Here is a 12,515-nt window from a genome sequence, read left to right on the forward strand (position 1 = left end):
CTCATCGGGCGTCCAATCCGCCGATCTCGGGCGTGGGGATCCTCTCGATCGTCGCCTGTGCGTCGCTGGTGGCGATGGTCGTCCCCGCGACGGCGGAGTCGTCGCCGGCGCTGGTCGCCTTCGCGCTGTTCGTGACGTCGATCATCTTCGCCTGCGCCACGATCTCCAACGACAATCTGCAGGACCTCAAGACGGGGCAACTCGTCGGGGCCTCGCCCATGCGGCAGCAGATCGCGCTGATCGTCGGCGTGATCGCGGGGGCTGCGGTGATTCCGTTCGTCCTCAACCTGCTGGCCCGGGCCTATGGCTTTGCCGGTGCGGCCAATGTCGGTGTCGTCGCGCCCAACCCGCTCCCGGCGCCGCAGGCCACGCTCATCTCGGCACTCGCGCAAGGTGTGATTGGCGGGACGCTGCAGTGGACGATGATCGGGATAGGCGGAGTGGTCGGGTGTCCTGTTGGTCGCCACCAGCGCGGCCGCAAGGCCACCGACGATCTCGCCGCTGGCGGAAGTAGAACTAGCATTCTACCTGCCATATACTCGCAGCTACGTTTGCGGTTGTTCAGCCGGGCGCCGTGATTGGACACTGGTACAACAAGCGCACTGCGCAGTCCAAAGCGCCAGAACGCAGGCAGTTGGCGATTTCAACACTGGTCGCATCAGGGATGTGATCGTGGGCGAAGAGCCTGATTTGGCGTTGCTGAACGCCGGGCCCTTGATCGGTAATTCGCCAGCGATGCGCCGGATCGCGCTGGTGAAGCGAACGCGCTCCGTGGCTGCTGCGGCCCGCGCCGTGGCGTTCGTCGTGCTGGCTCTCACGCTGTATCGGTGGATGCTAGGAAGAACGCGAGACACCGGCCAGCGCGTAGCGTCGTCTTTTGGTAGCCGGACCCGCGTATCCTCGCGGAGCAATCTCCAGTCGGTAGCCACTGTTAAGCCAGCCACACTGTCAGGCGTGGACGACGGGATCGAAACAGCGTGGTTTGCGAAACCAGACTCCATCCGCATGCAGGCGGTGATTGGCGCACCGTTCTTTTTCAGTGGGCTAACGATTTTGGCTGAAGCACGCCGATGCGCCGACACGCGCACTCGGGTGTGGCTTCACGCTCGTCCCTGACTCGATGGTCTCTCTCCCGCGTGGGTCACCATGAGAACCGGCAGCGCGGAGCTTACGCTGTCAGTTCAGTTCAAGGGGCTAGCGGAGCGAGAGGTACCAACGTCACGCTCACTCACGACGGGTTTGCGACGGAAGCGGCGCGAAACCGGTTATGCCAGCGCGTGGCCGCTGGTCAGCCCACACAACAATCAAAAGCTGAAAACGAACTGGAGGGCAGCACCGAAGCCCCGTCAAGGAAGAGGGCTGGCCGTCAATCGGCTTAATGCCCGATTCGTCGTTCATCCCGGTTCGCAGCTACCCTGACCTGGACCAGGCCGTTGCCTGAAGCTTGCGCGATATCCTGGGTTGCCGCGAACGACTGCGCATACCGGGGCATCGCGTGCAACTCACGCTTAGCAGCAGCGCCGTTGTCGCCGTAGCGTGGGATGCGAGCACCGCGCCGGCCACAGGCGGGGAAACCGCCAAGCCACCATGATAGTTCGCGTCTCGAGAGCGTAGGGCCACGTATGCGCGTGCGTTGAACAAGGGCCACCGGACTCCAGTGCGCCCGCGATTTCCCGTATGGCGAACGACAAGCACAAGTGCGCGATCCACGCGGGGCACGCGTGGACGCTGACGCAAACAATCGGCGACGTCGACTTCCCCGCTTCGTGGGGTGGAGAGCTCAGCACGTAATGTTCCCATGTCACGGTTCGGAGTATCACGTGAACACTCGACGGGATTTTCTCATCAAAGGCTCCGCTGCTCTGGCCGGTGTGGCGGCCGCGTGTCCGCAACAATGACCAGCTTCTGCGGCGACCACTGGCGGCGCGGTGCCGGCGACACCCGGCGCCGCCAGCGTTCGGCACATCCAGCGGTGCGGGGCCTGCGGTATCGACCGACGACTTTGCCGCCGCCGAAAAGTTGGCGCAAGTCACGTACTCGGCCGAAGAAGCGCGCGATGATGGCCGAGGATTGGCCGCCGGACGCTGTCGTCGACACTTGAGCGTACAGGACCGCGCATCGTGCCGATTCCGCCGGAGTTGTCGCCGGCTACCGTGTGGAAGGCAGTGCGAGGCCGTGAACTTTGCACCGCCAACACGTCACCGATTCGTGCACCGGTGGCCGGTGATCTGGTGTGCTGCCGTCAAACGATGATGACATTGCCTTTTGCACCGGTCACCTCGCTGTCACGGTGGATCGAACGCAAACAGCCCACCTCCTCGCCCCTGACCCAGATCTATCTCGATCGCATCGCGGCTTCTACGACTAAGCTGCGCTGCATCATGGCGCTCGCTCGCGACCGCACGCGTTGACGCGCGCGAAGGCGGCCGACGCCGAGATTGCAAAGCCGGCAAGTATCGTGGGTCCGCTGCACGGCGTTCCGTTTGGTGTGAAGGACCTGTTGGACACGGCGAACTTCGCGCCACCACCTATGGCGCCGAGCCTTATCGTGATCCTTTTGCCCGGTATGACTCGGCGATGGTGAAGCGACTGGAAGACGCCGGGGCGCCATTCTCGTTGTAAGCCAGTTCTGGGCGCGCTGGCGTTGAGCAACATCTGGTTTGGCGGACAAACCATGAACCCGTGGTTGCTGGAAGAAGGCGCGTCCGGTTCCAGCGCGGGACAGTGCCGCGACGGCGGCAGGACTGGTGGGATTTTCGATTGGCAGCGAGACTGGCGGCGGCATTGTTAGCCCGAGCATGCGCTGCGGTGACCGGGATTGCGGCCCACCTTTGGACGAGTGCCGCGCACCGGCGCGATGACGTTATTGCTGGTCGCTGGGCAAGCTGGGGCCGATGACGCGCGGCGTGGAAGACGCGCGATGCTGGTGCTCAACGCGCGATCTCCGGACCTGACAGCGGCGACGTATCGAGAGTGTCGTCAGTCACCTCGATTACGATGGCGCTGCCGAGTGTGGGCCGGAAGCTGCGCGTGGGCATCTTCCCCATGGATGCAACAGGCGCCGGCCACCGACGTGGATCGCGCCGCGGTGGAGATCGCTGCGCACGCTGGAAAGTATGAACGTCGTTTGAAACGACCGAAACGTAGACTGACATACCCCATAACGCGCGTGCTTTGATTTGTTTGCCGAGGCGGCTGCAGCGTTTGAGGAGCTGACCTTGTCGGGGAAGTCGCGCACAATGAAAGTGCAAGTGCCCGATGCGTGGCCCAACCTGTTCCGCATGTCGCGTTTCTGACGGCAGTGGGTTTCGACTAGAAGCCGACCGGTTGCGACGGCGCTTTTCTTGCGCACGAGTTGGCGACGATCTTCGAGAAAAAGGTAGATTTGCTGATGGTTCCGTCGCTGCGAGGACGAAACGCTGACCACCACCGAACTACCCGGGGCATCCGTCATACGTTGCGCACGGGCTCGGCGAATGTAAGCGAGGCGCGTAGTGACTGGGCGACGACCCGGGGAATCCGTTGCCCCGGTTTGGCACGCCGCGGCGTGTGCCACGTAAGGGTGACGCTGGTTGACCGGTTGTTCGATGGGGGGCCGTGGCGTATGCCCGGGGTTAGCCTTGGGCGTGCGTCCGGCGTGGCATCTGAGCGGAAGGCGGGTTTCCGGTTGAACCACCGCGTTTTACCGCAGAGGGCGCAAAGGGCGCAGGGGCCATCATTGATTCATCGCCAGTTCCGGTAGATTCAAAATCAAACAGGTAGGAAAGCGAAAGCGCCTAGGGCGTCCGTCCTCCGGCACTCCCCTACGAACTCAGCGCCCCCTGCGGGGTTCAAATGCTGTTTCTTGCAAGACGAGCCACCAGCCCGACCCCAACCACCTTGCGAATCAGCGACACGAACTGGATGCAGGGTTGAGGGCAATACCTGCAACATGACGACAACGCCATACTGCCGCTGGGCAGCACGCGAACAGCACAACTACCTGCCACTCGGTGGGATTGCATACTCCCCCGGGCGCGTGGCGGTAGGTACGGCAGCCGAGCCGCTGGGCATCCCGGTGTTCCCGGTCGTTCCGGCATGGCGTCGCCTCACTTTCGGGAATTCCGGGATCCATTTCTACCAAGGTGGAACGCATTCTGCGCCTGGTGAGCGACATCCTGGACGGCATGGCGCACAGTGGTTTCTCCCGTCGTATACTCATTGTGGAGGGGCACAGTAGCCCAACAACGCCGTGCGGCAGTTTCCTCGCCCTGAGTGGGCGACCAACCATCCGGAATGTCGGGTGCTGTACCACAACTGGTGGAACGCGCCGAATACGTGGGCCAAGGTGCGGGCGATTGAGTCCGTGGCGTCCGCACGGGTCGTGGATGGAGAACTTTCCCCAGACGCGACTGCCCGGTGTGGACGTGCCGACCGTGCAGCGGCCCATGGTTAACTTAGCGCGAGTGCGGGCGCTCGATCCTGTGGCGCTGCGCAAATACCTCGGCGACGGCAACTACGGTGGCCTGTATCAACGGTCCGATGAGGATACGCTGGCCCTCTGGCAGGTCGCCGTCCGGAAACGCGCGCTGCTGACGGGCGATTGGGGCGGTGCCGCCTGACCGCGCCCACACTGTTACCCATGCGTTGGCTGGTATGGGGTGCGGGCGCGATTGGCGGCACGTTGGCGGCGTATCTCGCGCGCGCCGGTCATGATGTCACGCTCGTTGACAATGTCGGCGAGCATGTGGACGCCATCAATCGCGATGGACTGCGTATTACCGGCCCTATCGAGACGTTCACCACGCGCCTGCCGGCATTCACGCCGGAGTCGCTGCGCGGGGCGTGGGACATTGTCGTGCTGGCCCCAAAGCGCATCACACCGGAGTCAGCAGTGCGCGCGCTGTTGCCCCACCTGAGCGCCAACGGCGCGTAGTGAGTGCGCAGAACGGACTCAACGAGCTCGCTATCAGCACTGTGGTAGGCCCGATCGCACCGTGGGCGCCCTTCGTGAACTTCGGCGCCGACTACCTGGAACCGGGCGTGATTCTATGGCGGACGCGGCGCAGTGGTGGTCGGTGAAATCGACGGAGCATCACACCGCGGGTGACCGGGATACGGATGCGTGGGCCGCATTCGACGACCGCGCCATAGTCACGCCCAACATCTGGGGCTACCTGTGGGGCAAGGAAGCCTACGGCGCGATGCTCTTTGCCACGGCACTCACCAACGAGTCCATCGCCGACGCCCTCGCCATGCCTGCCTATCGCGGCCTGTATGTCGCACTCGCGCAGGAAATCCTGGCGGTGGCGGCGGCGCGCGGCGTCACACCGGAATCATTCGACGGATTCGATCCCGCCGCGTACCTGCCAACGGCCGCGCCCGACGCTGCCACGCGCTCACTCGACGCGCTGGTTGCCCATGACCGTCGTTCGGCCAAGACGCACAGTGGCATCTGGCGCGATCTGGCCGTTCGCAAGCGCCCTACCGAGGTTGACGCACAGCTGGGCATCGTGGTGACGCTGGGTCGTGAAGTCGGAGTGCCAACTCCAATCACTGCGCGCCTCGTGGCGCTGGTTCACGACATCGAACGTGGCGTTCGCCCGCAATCGATGGACACCCTGGATGCGCTGAATAGTCTCGTGACATCATGAACATCGAATTCAACGGCCAGACCGCCATTGTGACCGGTGCGGCACACGGCTTTGGTCGCGCCATCAGCCGCGCACTCAGCGAACGCGGAGCGCACGTGTGGGCCTGCGACGTGCTTGGCGACGAGTTGGTGGAGACCAAACAGGTGTGTGACGCGGCAGGCGGCGCATGCACCGTGCGCACGGTGGACGTATGCGACAAGTCCGCCGTTGAGGCGCTGGTGGCTGAAGCGTCCGCGGCAACGGGTCGGGTGGACATTCTGGTCAACAACGCCGGCGGTGTGCTGGGACAAGTAGGCCGTCCACTGGAAGAGGTCACACCCGCCGAGTGGCAGCGCATCTTCGATGTGAACGTGACGGGAGCATTCTACCTGTCACAGGCCGTCGCGCCCGGCATGAAGGCGGTGCGCCGGGGCCGCATCGTGAACATCTCCAGCGGTGCCGGACTGGGCATCAGTCTCACCGGTATTCAGGCCTATGCCTCGGCCAAGGCGGCGCAAATTGGACTCACGCGGCAACTGGCCCACGAACTGGGGCCGTGGGGCATCACCGTGAACAATGTGGCGCCAGGTTTTGTGCGCTCCAACGCTGCGACCGAACGCCAGTGGGATTCGTACGGTGCCGAAGGGCAGCAGCTGCTTATTGACCGCATTGCGCTCAAGCGATTGGGCACGCCCGACGACATCGCCAACGGTGTGATGTTCTTCGCATCCGATCACGCCAACTGGATCACCGGGCAGGTGCTCTCCGTCGACGGCGGGAAGTAGCCATGAACGAACAGGTTCTTGAGAGACTCCGCACGAGTCACGATCGCATTCTCGGCGAGTTGGTGGAGTTCGCGGCGATTCCGAGCGTGAGCACCGATCCGGCGCACGCGGCCGACATGACCGCCGCCGCGCAATGGGTGGCCACGAAACTCGCCGCGGCCGGGCCTATCACGGTGCGCACCATCGCCACACGAGGCAATCCCGTGGTGTATGGCGAATGGCTGGGCGCACCCGGCCAGCTCACGGTGCTGGTGTACGGCCACTATGACGTGCAACCGCCCGATCCGCTGGCGAAGTGGCACAGCGCGCCGTTCACTCCCACCGTGCGTGATGGCCGACTGTACGCGCGGGGCGTGTCCGACGACAAAGGGCCGATGCTTATCCCCATCAAAGTCGCCGAAGCATTCTTTGCGTGTGCGGGTGCGTTGCCCGTCAACGTGAAGTTCATGTTCGAAGGCGAAGAGGAGATTGGCAGCGAGAACCTTGAGGCATTCATTGCGCAGCACACCGAGTTGCTGGCGGCAGACTTCGTGTTGTCGGCCGATGGTGCGATGTGGCGCATCAACGAGCCATCGCTGACCGTGGCCAGCCGCGGACTGGCAGGATTGGAGTTCACACTCGCCTCGGCCGCAAAGGACCTGCATTCGGGCCGTCACGGTGGTGGCGTGGCCAATCCGCTGCATGCCATGGCGCAGCTCGTGGCCTCGTTGCACCACGCCGACGGTCGCATTGCCGTCGATGGATTCTATGAGACCGTGAAAGAGCTCACGCCGGCCGAGCGTGCTGCAATTGCCGCGTTGCCATTCGACGAACAGGCGTACCTCGCGCAGGTGGGTGCGCCGGCGGTGTTTGGCGAACCGGGCTACACCACACTCGAACGCCAGTGGACGCGGCCCACCGTTGAAGTGAACGGCCTGTGGGGCGGGTACGAAGGCCCGGGTCAGAAGACCGTGATCCCCAGCGAAGCACACGCGAAGATCACCTGTCGGCTGGTGCCCGATCAACGCCCCCAGGATGTCATCGCGCTGTTGACGAAACATCTGCAGTCACACGTGCCGCCAGGTACCGCCCTGACTGTCAGCACTGCCGACCACGGCGCGTGGCCCGCCCACATCGACGGCAATCACTTTGCCCTCAAGGCCGCCGATGCCGCGTTGCATGCGGTGTACGGCGTGCATCCGTTGGTGGTGCGCATGGGCGGCACGGTGCCTATCTCCGAGCTGTTCCAGCGTCACATGAATCTCGATACCGTGTTCTTCAGCTTCTCCACGGCCGACGAAGACTATCACGCACCCAACGAGTTCTTTCGTGTGCATCGGTTGCACGAAGGCCTCGAAGCCTGGGCGCGCATCTGGCACATTCTTGGAAATCCACCTGGCGTCGGGGCCAACACATGACGGCATCTGAGAACACCGAACTCGCGCGGGCCGAAGCAGCGGTCGAAGCGCACAGCGCCGGGCTGATCAAGGAACTCGGTGTGCGCGACCTGGCCCTCACGCAAATCCTGTTCATTGTGGGGCTCACCTGGATTGGCGTGGCCGGAAAGCTCGGGCCGTCCAACATGGTGTTCTGGCTGCTCGCGCTGACGCTGTTCTATTTGCCGTCGGCCGCCGTGGTGATGTACCTCAACAAGTTGATGCCGCTGGAAGGCGGATTGTATCAGTGGGCGAAACTCGGATTCAATCAGACCGTGGGCTTCATGTTGGCGTGGAATCTCTGGCTGTATGTGATTGCGCTCACGTCGGAAGTGGGATTGGCCGCCACCACGTATCTCTCCTACGCCATTGGCCCGAGCGCGGCGTGGATGACGTCCAGCGCGTGGGTGGCGGCCTTGGCATCGGCAGTGATTGTCTCGTTGATGGTGGTGGCGTCCACCATCGGCCTCTCGGTTGGCAAGTGGGTGCACAATTTCGGCGGCATGCTGATGCTTATTGTGTTCGGCGTGGTGATCCTGCTCCCAATACTCGGGTTGCTCACCGGCACACTGACCGCGTACAACCCGTTTCGCACCAGCATGCCCGAGCTGTCGTTGCTCAATCTGAACATTTTGGGCAAGATGGGCTTTGGAGCGCTTGGTGGATTCGAGTATGTCGCCATTCTCGCCGGCGAAACCAGGGCACCAAGCCGATCAGTTGGCAAATCCGTGCTCATTGCCGCGCCCATCATTGCCATCATGTTCGTGCTGGGAACCAGCACCGTGGTGGCATACATTCCCACCGCGGATATCGATCTGGTCGGGCCGCTGCCACAGGTGCTCCGTGCCGGGTTCGCGCCATTTGGCATTGCGGGACCGTTGGTGACCGTGGCCATTCTCATGACGTTGATCATGCGGGTGGCGCAGTCGAGCGTGAGTTTCACCGCCGTGACCAGACTGCCCATGGTGGCCGGGTGGGACAGCATGCTGCCCGCGTGGTTCAGCCGTCTGCATCACAAGTACCAGACACCCGTCAACTCGATCGTGCTGGTGGGGTTGTGCTCGTTTGGCCTGTCGGTGATCGGCAACATCGGCGTGGGGCAGGCGGAAGCGTTTCAACTGCTGTTCAACGCCAGTGGAATTTTCTATGCCCTCACGTACATCGTGATGTTCGCGATTCCGATTTTCGGATTGCGGGGCATAACACCGCGACCGCCACTGTGGTTGCGCGTGACGTCCATGTCGGGACTGCTCATGACGGTGTTGTACGTGGCGCTGTCGGTGTTCCCGATCATCAAGGTGGAGAGCGTGTCAACGTTTGCCTTCAAGATTACGGGCGTGATCGTGGTGATGAATCTGGTGGGCGTGGGAATTCTGGTGGCAGCAAAGCGGCGCGTGGCGCGCGGGTGACCCTCTCGCCGACCAACCTACATATTCTCTCCCCCTGCTTGGATTTCCTATCCCGACTTCAGAGTAGGTATCCATCTGCCACCGAGGTTCTCCGTGCCACACCACTCTCCAGCTGAGCATGACCCCGAAGTGCTGCCCGATCGGGTGGCGACTCGGCTACTCGAACGTGCGAGCGAAATGGACGTGGCGCGCATGGCGGGTTCAACAGTGGCCGATCTTCGCGCCGCGGCCGCCGAGGCCGGCATTTCGACGCATTCGTTCGATGCGGCGCTGGCGGAAATGCAGCGTGATGCCAACCCCGTCGTCGCCGCAACTCCAGCGAGCGCTCGCGGTCGCTATTGGAAGTGGGTTTTCGCCGCGCTGGCGACTACGGTTTTCGTGGCGATGATCGTTGTCCCGCGCTTGGTGATTCCCGTGCCCTCGACGTCTGAGGAATCGATCCTGCTCCGTTGTCTGACGCCCGGCGAGGCCGCCGAGTTGATACGCCCGGTTCTCAACGAGGACGGAGCAACGATTGTCGTGAGATCCGCGCAGGCACCGCGCGCGATCACCATTCGCGCGACGCCAGCAGGGATGCAAAAAGCGAAGGCGACGCTGGACATGTTCGAGAGCGCCAAGGCGCCTGCGTGTGCGATACCACCGGCAATCCCTGCGAAGCCGTAGACATAGCGGCGTGGTCCGACTAGCCCAGCGCCTCGCGAAAGTAGGCGGCGACATCAATGGTCAACGCCGCACTCGCACCGGCTGGTTGCCACACCATCTCGTTTTCAACAACCACGTCATCCGCATTGGGCGCCACCACCCGAATCGTGCGACGCTCGCCGTCAACAATCCAGTACTGTGCGACGCCGCAGCGCAGATAGAACTCGCGCTTCTGCGCGTGATCGCGCAGCCGGGTAGTACGTGAGGCAATTTCCACAACCAGTAGCGGAATCGGTGCCAGTTCCCACGTAGATGGGATTGACGGGGTATTCGGTCTCACCATGATGTCGGGCTCGACCTCGGAACCGTCCACGCGCACAACGGCCCGAGGCCTGAACACCTTGCCGATCCGCTGCGCTCGCACGTAGGGGTCGAGGATGGTGTGCAACTCGGAGCCGAGTGACTCGTGCGCCGGCGACGGGGCCGGCGTCACGAACAGCGCTCCGTCCACGAGCTCGTACTTGTTGCCGTCGTCGGGCAGCCGATCGAGCTCGGCCAGCGTCCAGACAACATCAGTCTGAGTCATGAGCATAACCCGTGTGTCCTCGGCGATGAGAGTGTGGCGCGCATCGGCGAATATGCGCCCAATCGCCAAGCGGTCCGTCACCAATTCCGTTCGCCCGGTGCCGTAGTGTTGCCCGCAGTTGGAGGGTACGCTCGGCGCATGCGCCGAGTCAAGCGCTGACGTTTGAATGGGTACTGCGCGACTTCTGCGTACAGCCGCGTCGCAACATCGTGCGCGCTCTGCGGGCGCCTACGGGATCGAGCACCTCCTTCACTGCGGCGGAATTGCTTGGTTGAGCCGCGGTGGGAGAGCGGCCGGGCAAGTGCGAACTGGGGCTCGATGGACGCGCTACTCGTTAGGTATCCGAGGTATTGATGTAGACGCCAGGGGGCAGGAATGGACACGAGTCATTCACGGTTTGGCCAATCGACACAGGTAGTTGTAGTTTTCTGAGATGGACGCCGAATGAGACACCATCTGTTCAGCCGCGCCAGCTGCTTCGCTCTTGTTTTGAGCGCGGCTCCAGCCGCCCAGGCCCAGACGGCCACGATTGTCGGCACGGTGCATGTTTTCGGCGATTCCGTGCGCAGGCTTCGAGATGTCGATGTGGTGCTCGATCCGACCACTCGACAGACCCGGTCGGATTCGCTGGGCGCCTTTCGTTTTGTCGGCGTGGCTGCAGGCGAATACCGAGTGCGGGTTCGCCGGATAGGCTTCGAAGCGGTGGTCATGAAGATTTTGGCCATCTCCGACCACGACGTTGCAGTAAACGTCGCGATGCAGCCCTCCGCGCAGGCCCTGGCGACCATGACGATCGCGGGGAAGCGCATTGACTATCCGGTGAGGCTCACGGAGGCGTACACGCGCATGCGCCGCAGCACGGGCTACTTCGTGACACGAGAGCAGATTGATAGCCTATTTCCCCGCGACGTGAGCTCATTGCTGATGCGGATACCTGGCGTTCGCGTCATCGGGATGGGTGATTTCGAATTCGCGAGATGCGACACTGAAAGAAACGTCCATGTGTGGGTTGATGGCACACGATGGACGAAGTACTTCTCACGTGACACATTGATCAACGTGAACGCCACCAAGGCCGTGCGGGATATCCCTGTATCCTCGATCCAACTCATGGAGGTCTACAGCGGCGTCGCGCGCATTCCTGGCGAGTATCTCGATGACGCCTGCGCGGTGATTCTCATTTGGCGAAAGTAGTTCAATCCTCGAACCAACCTCGCCCTCCCGACATGACGGCTCAATGAGGCGCAGTTCGCTTGGTTGTGCCGGTATTGCGGCGCCTGCCTGAGCCTGGGTCGAGATGCCTGCGCACAGACGGCTGCAATTGTCGGCATTGTGCATGTCGCCGGTGATTCTGTGCGGCGACTGCGGGACGTTGGCGTGGTACTTGAACCGACGGGTCGGCAGACCCGTACGGACTCGCTTGGCGGATTTCGCTTCGTCGGTGTGGACGCGGGCGAATATCTGGTGCGTGTTCGCCGCGTGGGTTTCGAGGCGAGAGTGATGAAGGTCGTGGCCATCGCCGACCGCGAGGTTTCGGTGAATGTCGCGATGGTGTCCTCGGCGCAGGCCATCGCGACCATGACGATCGCGGGAAAGCGCGTCGACTATCCGGTACGTCTAACGGATGCGTACACGCGCATGCGGCGGAGTACAGGATACTTCGTGACACGAGCAAATTGATAGCCTGTTTCCCTATGATGAAAGCTCTCTTGATGCGAATACCGAGTGTTCGCGTCATCGGGAATGGGGCTTCGAATTCGCAAGGTGCGATACTGGCAGAAACGTGCATGCGTGGGTAGATGGCACTCGTTGGACGAACTACAACAGATTCGGTGAAAGTGTGGTTGACGCCCCCACCGCCGTGAAATACATCCCCTCCCTCCATCCAGCTCATGGAGGTCTACAGCGGCGTCGCGCGCATTCCTGGCGAGTATCTCGATGACGCCTGCGCGGTAATCCTCATTTGGCGAAAGTAGTTCAATCCTCGAACCAACCTCTCCTCCTGACATGCCGGCTCAATGAGGCGCAGCTCACTTGGCTGTGCCGGTCTTGTGGTTGCCTGCCTG

The 12,515-nt window shown here is 62.7% G+C and carries 8 protein-coding genes and 3 pseudogenes; 10 read left to right on the forward strand and 1 reads right to left on the reverse strand.

Going from position 1 to position 12,515, the window contains the following annotated elements:
- Positions 1–32: 32 nt before the first annotated feature.
- The 8 genes and pseudogenes from IPP90_07240 to IPP90_07275 all read left to right on the forward strand — a co-directional run bounded on the left by IPP90_07240 (position 33) and on the right by IPP90_07275 (position 9,884).
- Positions 33–578, forward strand: a complete 546-nt coding sequence (locus tag IPP90_07240; protein ID MBL0170517.1) for an OPT/YSL family transporter — start codon at positions 33–35, stop codon at positions 576–578.
- A 1,506-nt stretch (positions 579–2,084) separates the two neighbouring features.
- A pseudogene (locus tag IPP90_07245) lies at positions 2,085–3,742 on the forward strand (amidase).
- A 137-nt stretch (positions 3,743–3,879) separates the two neighbouring features.
- Positions 3,880–4,601, forward strand: a pseudogene (locus IPP90_07250) (creatininase family protein).
- Positions 4,602–4,621: 20 nt separating this feature from the next.
- Positions 4,622–5,633: pseudogene (locus tag IPP90_07255) on the forward strand (2-dehydropantoate 2-reductase).
- The gene (locus IPP90_07260; GenBank protein ID MBL0170518.1) at positions 5,630–6,397 is read left to right on the forward strand and encodes an SDR family oxidoreductase; all 768 of its coding nucleotides are present in this window, start codon (positions 5,630–5,632) and stop codon (positions 6,395–6,397) included. Before IPP90_07255 ends, IPP90_07260 begins: the two are co-directional and overlap by 4 nt.
- Positions 6,398–6,399: 2 nt before the next feature.
- Positions 6,400–7,794 carry a dipeptidase gene (locus tag IPP90_07265; GenBank protein ID MBL0170519.1) on the forward strand — a complete coding sequence of 465 codons (1,395 nt, stop codon included), beginning with the start codon at positions 6,400–6,402 and terminating at the stop codon, positions 7,792–7,794.
- The gene (locus IPP90_07270; protein MBL0170520.1) at positions 7,791–9,221 is read left to right on the forward strand and encodes an APC family permease; all 1,431 of its coding nucleotides are present in this window, start codon (positions 7,791–7,793) and stop codon (positions 9,219–9,221) included. Before IPP90_07265 ends, IPP90_07270 begins: the two co-directional genes overlap by 4 nt.
- Positions 9,222–9,314: 93 nt before the next feature.
- A complete protein-coding gene (locus IPP90_07275; protein ID MBL0170521.1) occupies positions 9,315–9,884 on the forward strand; it encodes a hypothetical protein in 570 nt (189 codons plus the stop codon).
- Between the two features lie 19 nt (positions 9,885–9,903).
- Here IPP90_07275 and IPP90_07280 read toward each other — a convergent pair whose 3' ends face one another.
- Positions 9,904–10,449, reverse strand: a complete 546-nt coding sequence (locus IPP90_07280) for a Uma2 family endonuclease (protein ID MBL0170522.1) — start codon at positions 10,447–10,449, stop codon at positions 9,904–9,906.
- A gap of 561 nt (positions 10,450–11,010) precedes the next feature.
- Here IPP90_07280 and IPP90_07285 point away from each other — a divergent pair.
- Together IPP90_07285 and IPP90_07290 are read left to right on the forward strand one after the other, a co-directional pair.
- Positions 11,011–11,643, forward strand: coding sequence for a carboxypeptidase regulatory-like domain-containing protein (locus IPP90_07285; protein ID MBL0170523.1), 633 nt, complete (start codon positions 11,011–11,013; stop codon positions 11,641–11,643).
- 183 nt (positions 11,644–11,826) lie between these two features.
- Positions 11,827–12,129: a carboxypeptidase regulatory-like domain-containing protein gene (locus IPP90_07290; protein MBL0170524.1), complete on the forward strand. Its 303-nt coding sequence runs from the start codon at positions 11,827–11,829 to the stop codon at positions 12,127–12,129.
- The last annotated feature ends 386 nt before the right edge of the window (positions 12,130–12,515 follow it).

The sequence above is a fragment of the Gemmatimonadaceae bacterium genome (genome assembly GCA_016720905.1).
Taxonomy (GTDB): Bacteria; Gemmatimonadota; Gemmatimonadetes; order Gemmatimonadales; family Gemmatimonadaceae; genus Gemmatimonas.

Excerpts from the sequence above, each read along its gene's own strand:
- IPP90_07270 (MBL0170520.1), top strand. The coding sequence starts at position 7,791 with ATGACGGCATCTGAGAACACCGAACTCGCGCGGGCCGAAGCAGCGGTC.
- IPP90_07280 (MBL0170522.1), bottom strand. The coding sequence starts at position 10,449 with ATGACTCAGACTGATGTTGTCTGGACGCTGGCCGAGCTCGATCGGCTG.
- IPP90_07265 (MBL0170519.1), top strand. The coding sequence starts at position 6,400 with ATGAACGAACAGGTTCTTGAGAGACTCCGCACGAGTCACGATCGCATT.
- IPP90_07260 (MBL0170518.1), top strand. The coding sequence starts at position 5,630 with ATGAACATCGAATTCAACGGCCAGACCGCCATTGTGACCGGTGCGGCA.